This window comes from Bacillus sp. AR13-1 (genome assembly GCF_008042285.1).
Taxonomy (GTDB): domain Bacteria; phylum Bacillota; class Bacilli; order Bacillales; family Bacillaceae_G; genus Bacillus_A; species Bacillus_A mycoides.
Genome location: NZ_QNUA01000023.1, coordinates 26,611 through 40,749, shown reverse-complemented (window position 1 = coordinate 40,749; position 14,139 = coordinate 26,611). Strand labels below are relative to the sequence as shown.

The window sequence follows — 14,139 nt, the reverse complement described above, 5'->3', positions numbered from 1 at the left end:
GTTTTAGCGATCGGTAATCTTCTACTCTATTAGTGGGGCATTACCGATCGTTAGAACGATATGTAATTATATTGGTATAGAAAACCGAAGGGAGTCTTGTAATGGACATTTTATTAGCGCTTCTTCCTGCAATCGCATGGGGAAACATCTTATTAGTAAGCGTAAAAATGGGCGGTGGTGCATATAGCCAAACGGTAGGTATGACAATCGGTGCTCTATTCTTCGCAACAGTTATGTATGTATTTACTCAACCAGCTTTAACAATGACAGTCTTGATTGTTGGTTTTATTTCAGGTTTATTCTGGGCTTTAGGACAAGTAAACCAATTAAAAACAGTTGAAAAACTAGGTGTTTCAACTACTGTAACGATTTCTACTGGTATGCAACTTGTTGCAACTTCTATCTTTGGGGTTATCGCTTTCCGTGAGTGGACTACTACAACAACGATTGTTCTGGGAACGATTGCAATCCTATTAATCGTAGTTGGTGTTGTATTCACATCACTAGATGATAAAGAAAATGCACAGCCACCAGGACAATTGAAAAAGGGACTTCTTACTTTAATTGTTTCTACTTTCGGTTATCTTGTATATGTAATTATTATTCGTTGGTATAACATTGATGGTTGGTCTGCTATTTTACCACAGGCAGTTGGTATGTTCGTTGGTGCGGTTGTACTGACGTCTAAACATAAACCATTTAACAAATATGCAATGCGTAATGCTTTATCTGGTTTACTATGGGGAACAGGAAACTTATTCTTACTTCTTTCATTACCACGTGTCGGAGTAGCGACAAGCTTCCCATTATCTCAAACTGGAATCGTTATCTCAACATTCGGTGCGATTGTCTTCTTAGGTGAAAAGAAAACAAAACGTCAATTGATCTTTATTGCACTAGGTAGTGTTTTAATTATCGGCGGCGCTGTATTGCTTGGTATGACAAAAGCATAAATTCACACTATATTTACCCCCCCTGAAACGTATATGCTTCAGGGGGGTTTTTGATTACAATTATTTTCTAAATATAATTATTTACACGTTCTCGCTCTTTATGGTTTTTCTTCCATTCTAGCAAGCCATCGATACATAAAAATAGATTAATAATAGCTAATACTAACATGACGTATAAGCCCGTTGAAATATAAATCACAATGCTAACTATGTTATACAAAATCCATAAATGCCAATTTTCTAAGATTTTTCGGCTCAGCATAAATTGAGCTACTAATCCTAATACAGCGTTTAAAGCATCTAAATATGGACTTGTCGATTCTAAATAACGGACTTGATAATATCCCCAACCAATCCAAGCAACTAAAATAAAAAGTATATAAATAATCCATCCTTTCAAATCTAAGCGAACTGTCGGCTTTACCTTCTCCTCTCCACTACGCGCAATCCAGTAATACCAACCGTACACATTAAATATAAATTGGAAGGCTGCTAATACTGCCATTGCGTATAAGCCTTGTGTAGTGAAAATATACAGAAATACCGCAACTGTAATCATCCCAAATAAAAAGTTTGATACCTTTTCCCTTGCAAGTAACCAAACATTAATAATCCCCATAACCGATGCGAAAATTTCAATATAACTTGATCGGATATAGAATCCAACTAATATGCAAATAATACTAGAAATGAGTAAAAAAAGTGGACTTCTAACCATATTTATCTCTCCCCAGATATGTAATAAACTCCCTATCAACAGTATAAGAAATAACTCTTATACTTACTATAAATTTTCTCCTGTAAAACCCCCCACTCATCTATTCCACTTACGATAAGCCGTTTCTTTTTACAAAATTCTCTTAAAAATGGTATCGTTTTTTATAACATATTCTCATCAGAAAGGAATAAAGGATATGCCTAATAAACATCGAATTTTATTTATTGGTGCCGGTCGTATGGCAGAAGCTATATTTACTGGACTACTTACAACAAGTAAAGAATACATCGAAGAAATTATTGTTTCCAACCGAAGTAACATAGAAAAACTAACGCAATTACAAACTCAATATGATCTATCGATTACAACAGATTGGAAACAGCATATTAAATCTGTAGATACAATCGTTTTAGCAATGCCGCCTGTCGCACATGAACAGCTATTAGCGGATCTATCCCCTCTTCTAACTAATCAATTTGTCGTGACAGTTGCTGCCGGAATCGGACCATCTTATCTAGAAGAAAGACTTCCCCAAGGGACACCTGTTGCTTGGATTATGCCAAATACAGCTGCTGGGATTGGAAAGTCTATCTCCTTATATACGACGGGACATTCTGTAGATGAAACACATCAAGAAACGTTACAACTTCTTTTAAAAGGTATCGGTACCTCACAGTTTTGTACCGAAGAGGAAGTTCACCAACTTACCGCAGTTACTGGTAGTGCACCCGCTTTTCTCTATCACTTTGCTGAAGGTTTAATTGAAGCAACGAAAAGCTATGGGATTGATGAGGAAACAGCAAAACACCTTGTCATTCAAATGATTGCTGGCTCTGCCGCTATGCTCCAGCAAAATCAGGATCCAGCTATGCTCCGCGAACAAGTAACAACACCAGGAGGTTCAACGGCTGAAGGCTTAAAAGTTCTATATGAAAATAATTTTTCAGAAGTCATTCAACAAGCAGTTGAAGCGACCAATAAAAAAGCTAGGGGGAATTAATATGACTTTAACAAGTTTAAACGACTATACAACATTACATAACGGCGTGAAAATGCCTTGGTTCGGCTTGGGTGTTTTTAAAGTTGAAGATGGTACAGAAGTAATTGATTCTGTAAAAGCAGCTATAAAAAATGGATACCGTAGTATCGATACTGCTGCGATATATAAAAACGAAGAAGGCGTTGGACAGGCAATTCAAGAATCTGGTATTCCTCGTGAAGAGTTATTCATCACTTCAAAAGTGTGGAATAGTGATCAAGGTTACGAGTCAACACTACAAGCATTTGAAACTACATTAGAAAAATTAGGTCTAGAATATTTAGATCTATATTTAGTACATTGGCCTGTAAAAGGAAAATACACTGAATCATGGAAAGCTTTAGAGCAGCTTTATAAAGATGGTCGTGTTCGTGCTATCGGTGTGAGTAATTTCCATATTCACCATTTGCAAGACGTATTTGAAATTGCAGAAATTAAACCAATGGTTAACCAAGTGGAATACCACCCACGTTTAGCACAAGAAGAATTACATGCCTTCTGTAAAGAACATAACATCCAGCTTGAAGCTTGGTCACCATTAATGCAGGGGCAGCTACTTAATCACCCAACATTACAAGAAATCGCTACGAAATATAATAAATCGACTGCACAAGTTATTTTACGTTGGGATCTACAAAATGAAGTTGTAACAATCCCTAAGTCTATTAAAGAACACCGCATTATTGAAAATGCAAACATCTTTGACTTTGAATTAAGCTCAGATGATATGAAAGCAATTCAAGCTTTAAATGAAAATCATCGCGTTGGTCCAGATCCAGATAACTTTAACTTCTAGTAGGGAAACCACTGCCATATGCAGTGGTTTTTTCAAAAAAATAAAACTGAAAATTTAAACTATATTCCATTTGATTGACACTTCATTATCTAAGGTGTAAGATTTTGAATTATCAAAGAAACACAAAAATTAATAAAATTTATTTGTTTACTCATTGTATCAAGAGAGGTGGAGGGACTGGCCCTTTGAAACCTCGGCAGCAGGTTCATTTTGAATACTGTGCCACTTCCTGCAAGCTTTGTGCTTGAAAGATAGAATGAGGGACTTCGTTTATATACGGGTGCATAACTTGTACGTAAAAATCCCTCTTTCTCAATACGAAAAGAGGGATTTTTTGTTTTTCATTTCCCTCATCATCATCCAATCTTATTAACTATTTAGGAGGAAAATCAAATGAAAAAGAAGTTTGTACCCGGTATTGCATCAGTTGTAGGAGTAAGTATTTTATTATCTGGTTGCGGTAGTTATAAAAACGAAGCGAGCGGAGCAAATGCAAAAGATGAGGCACCTAGTAAGCAAGTTTTAAACTTATCTTCTCCTACTGAGATTCGAACAATGGATACGGCTCGTGCTACAGATACTGATTCTGGTCAAGTAATGAGAAACGTATTTGAAGGTTTATACAATCTTGGTGAAGGTAATAAACCTGTTCCTGGCGTTGCGAAATCTCATGAAGTAAGTGCTGATAAAACGAAATACACATTCCATTTACGAGATTCAAAATGGTCGAACGGCACACCTGTAACAGCGAAAGATTTTGTCTTCGCTTGGCAAAGAGCTGTCGATCCAGCAACAGCTTCTGAATATGCTTTTTTATTCCTGGATATTAAAAACGCTAAAAAAATTAATAGCAAAGAACTCCCATCCGATCAACTTGGTATAAAAGCAGTTGATGACCATACGTTTGAAGTAGAATTAGAGCGCCCTGTTCCGTATTTTATTAGCTTAACGGCGTTCCCAACATTTCTACCAATCAACGAGGAATTCTTTAAAGCACAAGGTGATAAGTACGCTTTAGAAGATAACAAAATCTTGTACAACGGAGCTTTTACACTAAGCGATTGGAAGCATGAACAAAGCTTTAAATTTAAGAAAAACCCTACCTATTGGGATAAAGATAATGTCAAACTCGAAGAAATCAATTTCAACGTTGTGAAAGAGAAATCAACAGAAGTAAATTTATTCGAATCCAAACAATTAGACCGTATAAAACTAACATCTGACTTCGTTGATAAATATAAAAAGGATGCTAACTTTAAAGAACGTCCGAACGTAGGGGTACAGTTTTTACGTATGAATCAGCAAAACAAAGTACTTCAAAACGTTTCTGCACGCCAAGCAATCGATCAAACAATTGATCGAAAATCTTTTGTAAATACGTTATTAAATGATGGCTCTACACCAACCTTTAGTCTCGTGCCGAAAAACTTTGCAAAAGGGCCTGATGGAAAAGACTTCCGTACTGCAAACGGCGATTTAACAAAAGTTGATACAACATCTGCACAAGAATTATGGAAGAAAGCAAAAAAAGAACTTGGTTCTGAAAAGATAACATTAGAATTATTAACAAGTGATGGTGACCTTGAGAAGAAAACTGGTGAGTTCCTAAAAGGACAACTAGAAAAGAATTTAGATGGCTTAACGGTAAATATAAAACCGCAACCACGTAAACAACAAGTTTCACTCTTATTAAAAGGTGACTACGAGATTGGAATTGACGGTTGGAGCCCTGACTTTGCTGATCCAATTACATTCCTTGAACTATTTACGACGAATAACCCTTACAATTTAGATCATTACTCTAATAAAGAGTTTGATGAGACAATTGAAAAAGTTAAAACTACTTTGGCTGGTGATGAAAAAGCTCGCTGGGAAGCGTTACTAGCATCAGAAAAAATCTTATTTAAGGACTCTGTTATCGCTCCTCTTTACCAAAAAGGAGAATCTTATTTAGAGCGTTCTTATGTGAAAGGCATTGTGCAAGTAGACTTTGCAGGTCAATTAAACTTCAAATGGGCAAAAATTGAAAAATAAAGTGAAACTTTAATCAGCCCTCACCAATCGGGCTTTTACGGGCAGTTGATCCCCCCTAACTTCTTTGCTTTCACTGAATTTTGAGGCGAGGATCTTACTGCCCATTAATGCGGGATAACATGCAACTTAGATCATCGTGTTCTCACCCACCCCCATTGTTTTTTTAGCAAAATATATTAAAAGCAGATTCCCTAATATGAGGAAATCTGCTTTTTCAATATATTATTCCAAGAAATTAACACTCCACTTTTTATTATTGACATATAGTTCTTTCCAGTGTTAATATTCTAAATAATCAAAGAAACAAAATATTTTATCATCAAAATGTAATGTCTACTAAGTTGAAACATATAACGATAGATTATAGTTCAACATGTATATACATATAGAATACCTGATTACCTATATACACATATTTATAATAGGTTTTCTCTCCTTCTATAGCTACACTTCAAGACATGGACATTATGACGTTACGAACAACACATTTAGGGAGGAAAGAACAATGAAGAAAAAAGTTGTACCTGTTGTTGCATCTGTTTTAGGGGCAAGTCTACTACTAACTGCTTGCGGGGGAAATAAAGATAATGCAGGCGGAGCAAAAGCGAATGATAAAGCACCTGATAAACAAGCGATTAACTTATCATTTGCTTCAGAAATTCCAACAATGGATGTTGCAAAAGCGACGGATGGGGAATCCATGAATGTAATGAGAAATGTTTTTGAAGGTTTATATGCTATAGGAGAAGATAATAAACCGATCCCTGGTGTTGCTGAATCGGTTGACATTAGTCCGGATAAAACAAAGTATACTTTCCATCTTCGTGATTCAAAATGGTCAAACGGTACTCCTGTTACAGCAAAAGATTTTATTTTCGCTTGGCAACGTGCCGTTAACCCTGAAACAGCTGCTGAATATGCATTCTTATTCTTTGATATAAAAAATGCGAAACAAATAAACCAAAAAGAAGTAGCAATCGATCAATTAGGCGTTAAAGCTCTTGACGATAAAACTTTAGAAGTACAACTGGACCGCCCTGTTCCCTACTTCTTAAGCTTAACGACATTTGCAACATTCTTACCAATCAATGAAGAGTATTTAAAATCTCAAGGCGATAAATACGGTTTAGAAACAAATCATTTAATTTACAATGGTGCTTTCACATTAGATAACTGGAAACATGAACAAAGCTTCCAATTGAAGAAGAACCCTAACTATTGGGATGCTAAAACTGTAAAACTAGAAGAAATCAACTTCAATGTCGTTAAAGATAAATCTACAGAAGTTAACTTATATGATTCAGGACAAATTGATCGTGTTGCTTTAACTGCGGAGTTTGTTGATAAGTATAAGAACGATTCCAACTTCAAGGAACGCGCTGAAGTCGGTATCCAATTCTTACGACTAAATCAGAAAAATGCAGTATTAAAAAATCAACATGCACGCCTCGCTATTAACGAAGCAATGAATAAAAAAGCGTACGTAGAAACAATTTTAAATAACGGTGCAATCCCAGCAGAAGGAATGGTTCCTGCGAAATTCGCAAAAAGTCCAGACGGTAATGACTTCCGTAAAGAGAATGGAAATCTAGTCAAAGATGATGTGAAATCTGCAAAAGAAAACTGGAAAAAAGCGAAACAAGAACTTGCTACTGACAAAGTAACAATTGAACTATTAACAAGTGATAATGCTTTAGCTAAAAAGACTGGCGAATATTTAAAAGGTGAATTAGAAAAGAATCTAGATGGATTAACAGTGACTTTAAAACCTCAACCACGTAAACAACAGTTAAAACTACTATTAAGTGGTGATTACGAAATCGGAATCGATGGCTGGGGCCCTGACTTCGCAGATCCTATTACATTCTTAGATCTATTCACAACAGATAGTGCTTATAACTTCGATAAATACTCTAACAAAGAGTACGACGAGCTTATTCGTAAAGTAAAAACTGATTTAGCTGGTGATGAAAAAGGTCGCTGGGAAGCAATGAAGCAAGCTGAAAAAATCTTATTACAAGATGGTGCTGTCGCTCCTTTATACCAACAAGGTCGCTCTTACTTACAACGCTCTTTCATTAAAGGACTTGTAACAACTGACTTCGGCGGTGAATTTAACTACAAGTGGACAGAAGTTGCAAAATAATAAACACTAGTAAAAAAGGTATCCCACGAAGGATACTTTTTTACTTTATGCTTCTTTAACTACAGAACTTCCCCTCTTTACTATCACTTTTATACCTATAGTGATTCCCGCTACCAATTGTGTAACTAGTATAATAAGTAATAATGAAATAATATTTTCCGCTAAATTAACTCCACCAAATATTATTGTGTAATAACCATTCGCTGCATATGTTGCGGGAAATAATCCCGAACGGCAAACCTGTTTTTCCAATGCAGTGATAAATACATATGTATTAATACTAAGAAGACTAAAAGGACGATTATCAACTCTCTTCATAGCTCTCTTTTTGTATTGAACCAAAACTCATCATAAATATAACCATAAATATCAAATATGTTCTCCACGTCAAAGAAGGTATATGCCCTGACCAAAGATAACTAATTAAATAGTTGATTCCCATAATACACGATGATACTACTAAACTAATACTTATCAATTTCACATATTTGAGCATATCTTTTCTCCTTACTTTTTAATTTTCTATTTCTTCAAATTGCAGATTCACCGGCTCTTCTAGGAGTGTTTCATAAAAATTTTCTGCCAAATCTGTTGAAGGAATTTTTTCATCCACTTCATCAAAACGAATACTATCTAGCCAGACACAGCCTTCTCCTGATAATAAAACACCAAATGCAATACCAAGTGCTTCTTCTTTTATATCTAGTACAACCGAGTATGATTGCCAGTTATTCGTATTTTTAATTGGACGATTTTGCATGTTATCCATAGCAATAGGCTCTGTATCTTTTCCGTCTACTCGCATCCACAATCCTGCCCAGTCTTTTACATTTTCACTCTTAATAAATGCTGTTAAACGCAACCTCTTACCTACATATTTATCCGCTCGGAACATTTGCATTAATGTTGAAAACCCTCCGTGTGTAACGTTCTCTTTTCCTTTTATATATGCAGATACTTTTCCTTGATGAACAACTTCGTAATCTAAACCCATCTCATATTCAGCAGGATGACTTCCACTTAATACCCATCCTTTCGGTATACCTTTTTCCATTGAAACGCCCTCTCTTTCTATATAAAATGACTGGAAATATTTCCGATATTTTTTTGGTGGTAATTGAAACATTCTTTTAAAAGCTCTAGTAAATGCCTCTTGTGAGGAAAAGCCATTTTGCACTGCAATATCAATGACTGCTCTTTCAGTCGATACTAAAGCCTGTGCAGCATGAGTTAATCTTCTCTTACGAACATAATCCGTTACACTCATCCCAATATAACTTTGAAAAATACGATGAAAATGGTACATCGATACTGCCCCGTGAAATGCCACTCTTTCTGTTGTAAGCTCTTCATGTAAATGATTCTCTATATATTCGATTGCTTTTTTTATCATCTCTTTATATTCTTCATGCATTTCAGTACCTCCTCACAACTTCAATTTACCATATACATACAAATCATTTTTGATTTAAATTGCGGATTAATTCTTAAAGCTATAAGAAAATAATTTATTTTCATCACATACATAATTACATGAAATTAGGAAAAACTTGTATAGAACAAATTTACATAAGGAGGAATTTATAATGAGAATTTTACTATCAATTTTATTAGCTCTTATGCTAGTACCTGCATTAACAGGATGTAAAGCTCCTGCAAAAGAAGATACAACTTCTAATAAGAAAACGACTGAAGAAGCAAAAAATGAGGCTCCTGCAGATTTAAAACTAAACTTTAATGAATTTGATTTAAAGGCAGACTATCAAGATACGAAGAAAGACTACGAAGCTGATTATAAAAATGTAGCAGCGGATAAGAAAATGGAAGCAAAAGTTGAAGACCATAAAGCAGATGTAAAATTGACAGGTGATGAAGCTATTACAAAATTAAGCCCTCTTCTACAAGAATTAAAATTCGATAAAAACACACCAGATCAAGAAGTAATCGATCAAGTAGTAAATGTATTCAAACTTGATAAAGACTATCAAAAATTCGCTTTAGAAGTTGTCTTCTCTGACGGAACGAAAAAAGAATATAAAAGAGAAATAAAATAAAGAAGTAGGCGGTTGCCTACTTCTTTATTTTTTAATTTTTACGTATCTTAGTTCTGGACTAGAACCGATAATGAATTGGACGCCAGATACTGATGATTTTTGTAAATACGAAGAGCTTGGGAAAATAATTGGGATTAATGGTGTATCATCAAACATAATATCTTCTGCTTTATGCAATAGGTCAAAGCGCTTATCTTCGTTTTGTTCAACTTCTGCTTCTTTTACTAAAGCGTCAAATTCTTTATTATGCCATTTTGCATAGTTGTTTGGACCATCACCTGCATATAAATCTAGTTTAGTAATTGGATCTAATAGAGAGCCGCCCCATCCCATATAAGCTAATTGGAAATCACTTTGCTTGTATGTGTCGATGTAACTCTTCCACTCTTTATTCTCTAATTTAATATCTACACCAAGATTTTTCTTAAACATTTCCTGCATTGCTTCTGCTACTTTTTTATGTTGTGTATCTGTAGTGAATTTTAATGTTACTTCAGGTAATGTAGACCAACCTTGCTCTTTCATGCCCTCTTCTAATAATTTTTTCGCTTCTGCTGAATCGAATTTTACGTAATCGCCTTTTTCTTTACGGAAATCACGACCACCTTGTGTTTTTGCTCCTTCTGGAACGAATGCATATGCTTCTTGTGCATTATTTTTATACAATTTTTCAACGATAAACTTACGATCAACCGCTAATGAAAATGCCTTACGTACTTTCGCATTTGTAAACGGCTCTTTTTCTACGTTAAAGGAATAAATATAAGATGAGAATCCTGCAACACGCTTATATTCTTTGTTTCCTTTTTCTTTTTCAATCATCTCTTGTGGTAAACCACTTAGTAAATCTAATTCTTTTGACTTGTACAATTGGTACGCTGTTTTAGAATCTGGAATAATACGAAACTCAATTTCTTTTAATGTTACCTTTTTATCATAGTATTCTTTATTTTTTTGTACTGTAATAGCTTGGTTATGCTTCCATTCTTTTAACGTGAATGGTCCGTTCGTAATTAACTCTTTTGGATCTGTTTTTAATTTATTATTATCATCAATTGATTTTTTAGATAATGGAATAAATAATGAACTTGCTAATTTTTGTTTAATAGAAGCAACTGGGTGCTCAAGTGTTACCTTTAATGTTTGAGGATCAACGACTTGAATACCAACTTGTCCTTCTTCACCTTTTCCAGTATTATATGCCTCTGCTCCTTTAATAAAATACATTTCTGTCGCATTCATAGAACCCGTTTTCGGATTTAATAATCGCTTCCAGGCAAACTCAAAATCATTTGCTGTAATAGGAGAACCGTCCGACCAGTTAATATCTTTCTTTAAATGAATTGTATATTCAGTTCCATCAGCGTTTACTTCTTCTTTCTCTGCTAATTCATTTTGATATTTCCCGTCACTATCTTGCGTATATAAACTTGAAAACAATTGCCCAATTACATAACCTGACGTGCTATCTGTCGCAATGGCAGAATCAAGCGTATACGGATCGCTACTAATATTCGTTACTAATCGATCGCCTTCACCCTTACCAGCACTTGCCTTTTGCGTCTCTTTCTTACCGCAAGCAACAGAAGTAATTGCTAAAACAGTCATAATGACAAACAGTAAAAACTTCTTCATCCTACATTCTCCTTTAACCTGAAATTTTTGGTGTTGATGCTAATAATGTTTTTGTATAAGAATGTTGTGGATTACGGAATACTTCGTCCGTATATCCAAATTCAACAAGTTCTCCTTTGTATAAGACAGCCACTTTTTCACATAAATAGTGAACCATCGGTAAATCATGCGCGATAAATAAATATGTATAGCCTTGTTCCTTTTGAATCTTTTGCAACAAGTGCACAATTTGGATTTGAAGTGAAACATCTAATGCTGAAATTGGTTCATCAAGGATTAAAACTTCTGGCTCACATAATAACGCTCTTGCAATAGCAATACGTTGACGTTGTCCGCCGCTAAATTCGTGTGGATAGCGATCAATATATCGTCTATCTAATCCAACACGCTCTAGTGCATCACCTGCGACTTTATCTTTCAATCCTTTATCGCCTAAACCGAATGAAATATAGCCTTCTGTTACAATATCGCGTACTTTCCAGCGCGGATTTAATGCCGCTGTGGAATCTTGAAAAATGAACTGTACTTTCTGTAAGAAATCCCGCTTATGAGCTGACTTCAGCTTGTGAACAACTTGACCGTTATAATCAATTTCACCAGACGTTGGACGCTCGATCCCAGCTATGAGCTTACCAAGTGTTGTCTTTCCAGAACCACTTTCCCCAATAATGCCAAGCGTTGTTCCTTTCGGGATAGAAAGTGATATATCTTTTAAAGCTGCGATTTTTTTATTTTTACTTCCATACGTTTTCGTTACTTGCTTTACAGTAATTAAATCTGTCGTCATGAGGCATTCACCTTCTCTTTTGATTTCGCTTTATTATGCTCCAGAATATGTTGCCAGCAATGTGAGCTATGCTCCTCAGAATATGTCGTTCTCTCTGGGAAGCGATGAATACATTCTTTTATCGCTACTGGGCAACGATTTACAAAAGGACAACCAAAGCTATTTAATGTTTCAATGGAAGGTGTCGTTCCTTCTATAGCACGTAATACTTTTTCGGAATCATCCATATTCGGAATTGCTTGTAATAAACTTTTCGTATATGGATGCTTAGGTGAACCTATTACTTCTTGTATCGTCCCTTTTTCAACGACACGTCCTCCGTACATTACCACTACTCGATCAGCTACTTCACGTACAAGTGCCAAATCATGTGTAATTAATAAAATACTCGTATTTTGTTTTTCTTTTCTTGCTTTTAACAACTCCATAATTTGCTTTTGAATCGTTACATCTAATGCTGTTGTAGGTTCATCTGCAATAACGAGCTTCGGGTGACAAGCAAATGCAATTGCTAAACAAATACGCTGCCTCATACCTCCGCTCAATTGATACGGGTATTGTTCAAAGCGTTTCTCTGCTTCATGTATCCCTAAATCATTTAGTAAGTTAATCGTAATTTCTTTCGCTTCTTTTCTCGATTTCTTTTCATGTTGCAAAATTACTTCTGCAATTTGTTTGCCTACCTTCATCGTTGGGTTTAAAGATGAAAGCGGATCTTGAAAGATAAAGGAAATATCTTTCCCGCGAATTTGATTCCATTCTGATTCTTGTAAACCAGTTAATTCCTTTGATTTGAAAGATACATTTCCATCATCAATATGAATTGATTCTTGATTTAAGCCGATAATAGATTGTGCTGTAACACTTTTCCCTGAACCACTTTCTCCGACAAGTGCAACTATTTCACCTTCGTTAATAGAAAAGGAAACATGCTTCACAATTGCTTGCTTACTATTCTCTTTTTCAACGGCCAACGTTACGTTTTCTAAAGATAAGATTTGTGCCATGTTTTTTCTCCTTTCGATTACGTTTTACGATTTTCGGATCAATTGCATCTTGCAAACCATCACCAATCGCATTAAATGCGAACATGATGAATGCAATCATGATTGCCGGGAAGAATAGTTGCCACCATTCTCCGCTTAGTAACGTCCCAAGTGCATCGTTCGTCATCGTGCCCCAGCTTGCCGCCGGTGATTGTACTCCAAGTCCGATAAAGCTTAAAAATGATTCTGAGAAAATAGCTGCTGGAATGGTAAATGATAAATTTACGATAATAATCCCTGTTAAGTTTGGAATTAAATGCCCATATATAATTTTCATATGAGGTGTACCTAATCGCTCTGCTGCAATAACAAATTCTCTTTGTTTTAAAGACAAGACTTGCGCTCTAATGAGGCGTGCCATGCCAATCCATCCCGTCAATGCAAGGGCGATAATAATTGTAAAAAGGCCTGGTTTCATAACAATTAATAGTAAAATAACAATTAACAAATATGGAATACCGTATAACACTTCAATCCCTCTTATAATCCACTCGTCAATTAACGTTCCAAGACGATTACGTCCTCTCACATATCCACTAAAGCCACCAATTAGTACACCTAGCCCAATATCAAGAGCTGCTGCTACCAATCCAACTGTTAATGAAATTTTCCCACCAGCCCAAGTACGCGCCCAAATATCTCTCCCTAAATCGTCTGTTCCGAACCAATGCTCACTACTAGGCGGTAAATTAGTTGCTTCTTTTACTTGTTCACTCGCAGTAAATGGTGTTAAACTTTCGCCAATAAGCGAGAAAACAATAATTAGTAATAACGTCACTGCCCCTAAAACTGCTATAGGGTTTGATATAAACTTGCGAAACACTTCCTTTTTCCGGCTAATCGTTTGCTGATCTTTATTTATCGTTAATTCTTTTTTCTCTTCATTCGTTAATAACTGGTCATTAATTTCATAAGCCCCCATTTAAACATC

The 14,139-nt window shown here is 35.5% G+C and carries 14 protein-coding genes and 1 riboswitch; of the genes, 6 read left to right on the top strand and 8 right to left on the bottom strand.

Going from position 1 to position 14,139, the window contains the following annotated elements; all coding sequences use genetic code 11:
• Positions 1 to 101 precede the first annotated feature (101 nt).
• Positions 102 to 953, top strand: coding sequence for a GRP family sugar transporter (locus tag DN408_RS18360; protein ID WP_000353554.1), 852 nt, complete (start codon positions 102 to 104; stop codon positions 951 to 953).
• 67 nt (positions 954 to 1,020) lie between these two features.
• Here the strand turns inward: DN408_RS18360 and pnuC are convergent, their stop codons facing one another.
• Entirely contained in the window at positions 1,021 to 1,671 is a 651-nt protein-coding gene (gene pnuC / locus DN408_RS18355) for a nicotinamide riboside transporter PnuC (RefSeq protein WP_002091429.1), read from the bottom strand.
• A gap of 196 nt (positions 1,672 to 1,867) precedes the next feature.
• On the opposite strand from pnuC, the gene proC reads away from it, so the two are divergent.
• From proC to DN408_RS18335, 4 genes are all read left to right on the top strand, one after another.
• Complete coding sequence (proC, locus tag DN408_RS18350) at positions 1,868 to 2,671, top strand: pyrroline-5-carboxylate reductase (RefSeq protein ID WP_002124750.1); 804 nt, start codon at positions 1,868 to 1,870, stop codon at positions 2,669 to 2,671.
• 1 nt (position 2,672) lies between these two features.
• Complete coding sequence (locus DN408_RS18345; RefSeq protein WP_002063472.1) at positions 2,673 to 3,506, top strand: aldo/keto reductase; 834 nt, start codon at positions 2,673 to 2,675, stop codon at positions 3,504 to 3,506.
• A 153-nt stretch (positions 3,507 to 3,659) separates the two neighbouring features.
• Positions 3,660 to 3,764: riboswitch (SAM riboswitch) on the top strand.
• A gap of 135 nt (positions 3,765 to 3,899) precedes the next feature.
• On the top strand, positions 3,900 to 5,540 hold the full coding sequence (locus DN408_RS18340; protein ID WP_002187524.1) for a peptide ABC transporter substrate-binding protein: 1,641 nt from the start codon (positions 3,900 to 3,902) through the stop codon (positions 5,538 to 5,540).
• 505 nt (positions 5,541 to 6,045) lie between these two features.
• Positions 6,046 to 7,686, top strand: a complete 1,641-nt coding sequence (locus DN408_RS18335; RefSeq protein ID WP_078178050.1) for a peptide ABC transporter substrate-binding protein — start codon at positions 6,046 to 6,048, stop codon at positions 7,684 to 7,686.
• A gap of 45 nt (positions 7,687 to 7,731) precedes the next feature.
• Here the strand turns inward: DN408_RS18335 and DN408_RS18330 are convergent, their stop codons facing one another.
• The 3 genes from DN408_RS18330 to DN408_RS18320 are packed head-to-tail and all read right to left on the bottom strand — an operon-like array spanning position 7,732 to position 9,100.
• Positions 7,732 to 8,004, bottom strand: coding sequence for a hypothetical protein (locus tag DN408_RS18330; RefSeq protein WP_002091435.1), 273 nt, complete (start codon positions 8,002 to 8,004; stop codon positions 7,732 to 7,734).
• Positions 7,991 to 8,182: a hypothetical protein gene (locus tag DN408_RS18325; protein ID WP_002124741.1), complete on the bottom strand. Its 192-nt coding sequence runs from the start codon at positions 8,180 to 8,182 to the stop codon at positions 7,991 to 7,993. The genes DN408_RS18330 and DN408_RS18325 overlap by 14 nt, the downstream gene beginning before the upstream one ends.
• A gap of 18 nt (positions 8,183 to 8,200) precedes the next feature.
• Complete coding sequence (locus DN408_RS18320; RefSeq protein ID WP_002124740.1) at positions 8,201 to 9,100, bottom strand: helix-turn-helix domain-containing protein; 900 nt, start codon at positions 9,098 to 9,100, stop codon at positions 8,201 to 8,203.
• Between the two features lie 172 nt (positions 9,101 to 9,272).
• Between DN408_RS18320 and DN408_RS18315 the strand changes: the two genes are divergently transcribed.
• Positions 9,273 to 9,740, top strand: coding sequence for a YusW family protein (locus tag DN408_RS18315; protein ID WP_002187526.1), 468 nt, complete (start codon positions 9,273 to 9,275; stop codon positions 9,738 to 9,740).
• Between the two features lie 24 nt (positions 9,741 to 9,764).
• Here the strand turns inward: DN408_RS18315 and DN408_RS18310 are convergent, their stop codons facing one another.
• The 4 genes from DN408_RS18310 to DN408_RS18295 are packed head-to-tail and all read right to left on the bottom strand — an operon-like array spanning position 9,765 to position 14,130.
• The gene (locus tag DN408_RS18310) at positions 9,765 to 11,375 is read right to left on the bottom strand and encodes a peptide ABC transporter substrate-binding protein (protein WP_002124737.1); all 1,611 of its coding nucleotides are present in this window, start codon (positions 11,373 to 11,375) and stop codon (positions 9,765 to 9,767) included.
• 13 nt (positions 11,376 to 11,388) lie between these two features.
• The gene (locus DN408_RS18305) at positions 11,389 to 12,162 is read right to left on the bottom strand and encodes an ABC transporter ATP-binding protein (RefSeq protein WP_059037503.1); all 774 of its coding nucleotides are present in this window, start codon (positions 12,160 to 12,162) and stop codon (positions 11,389 to 11,391) included.
• On the bottom strand, positions 12,159 to 13,169 hold the full coding sequence (locus DN408_RS18300; RefSeq protein WP_147740283.1) for an ABC transporter ATP-binding protein: 1,011 nt from the start codon (positions 13,167 to 13,169) through the stop codon (positions 12,159 to 12,161). Before DN408_RS18300 ends, DN408_RS18305 begins: the two co-directional genes overlap by 4 nt.
• Positions 13,126 to 14,130: an ABC transporter permease gene (locus DN408_RS18295; RefSeq protein ID WP_002169315.1), complete on the bottom strand. Its 1,005-nt coding sequence runs from the start codon at positions 14,128 to 14,130 to the stop codon at positions 13,126 to 13,128. The genes DN408_RS18300 and DN408_RS18295 overlap by 44 nt, the downstream gene beginning before the upstream one ends.
• Between the last annotated feature and the right edge of the window lie 9 nt (positions 14,131 to 14,139).

What these genes read in the sequence shown, in the direction of transcription:
- DN408_RS18310 (WP_002124737.1), bottom strand. Translation starts at nt 11,375, where the DNA reads ATGAAGAAGTTTTTACTGTTTGTCATTATGACTGTTTTAGCAATTACT.
- DN408_RS18305 (WP_059037503.1), bottom strand. Translation starts at nt 12,162, where the DNA reads ATGACGACAGATTTAATTACTGTAAAGCAAGTAACGAAAACGTATGGA.
- DN408_RS18300 (WP_147740283.1), bottom strand. Translation starts at nt 13,169, where the DNA reads ATGGCACAAATCTTATCTTTAGAAAACGTAACGTTGGCCGTTGAAAAA.
- DN408_RS18320 (WP_002124740.1), bottom strand. Translation starts at nt 9,100, where the DNA reads ATGCATGAAGAATATAAAGAGATGATAAAAAAAGCAATCGAATATATA.
- DN408_RS18325 (WP_002124741.1), bottom strand. Translation starts at nt 8,182, where the DNA reads ATGCTCAAATATGTGAAATTGATAAGTATTAGTTTAGTAGTATCATCG.
- DN408_RS18335 (WP_078178050.1), top strand. Translation starts at nt 6,046, where the DNA reads ATGAAGAAAAAAGTTGTACCTGTTGTTGCATCTGTTTTAGGGGCAAGT.
- DN408_RS18345 (WP_002063472.1), top strand. Translation starts at nt 2,673, where the DNA reads ATGACTTTAACAAGTTTAAACGACTATACAACATTACATAACGGCGTG.
- DN408_RS18315 (WP_002187526.1), top strand. Translation starts at nt 9,273, where the DNA reads ATGAGAATTTTACTATCAATTTTATTAGCTCTTATGCTAGTACCTGCA.
- DN408_RS18295 (WP_002169315.1), bottom strand. Translation starts at nt 14,130, where the DNA reads ATGGGGGCTTATGAAATTAATGACCAGTTATTAACGAATGAAGAGAAA.
- pnuC (WP_002091429.1), bottom strand. Translation starts at nt 1,671, where the DNA reads ATGGTTAGAAGTCCACTTTTTTTACTCATTTCTAGTATTATTTGCATA.
- proC (WP_002124750.1), top strand. Translation starts at nt 1,868, where the DNA reads ATGCCTAATAAACATCGAATTTTATTTATTGGTGCCGGTCGTATGGCA.
- DN408_RS18340 (WP_002187524.1), top strand. Translation starts at nt 3,900, where the DNA reads ATGAAAAAGAAGTTTGTACCCGGTATTGCATCAGTTGTAGGAGTAAGT.
- DN408_RS18330 (WP_002091435.1), bottom strand. Translation starts at nt 8,004, where the DNA reads ATGAAGAGAGTTGATAATCGTCCTTTTAGTCTTCTTAGTATTAATACA.
- DN408_RS18360 (WP_000353554.1), top strand. Translation starts at nt 102, where the DNA reads ATGGACATTTTATTAGCGCTTCTTCCTGCAATCGCATGGGGAAACATC.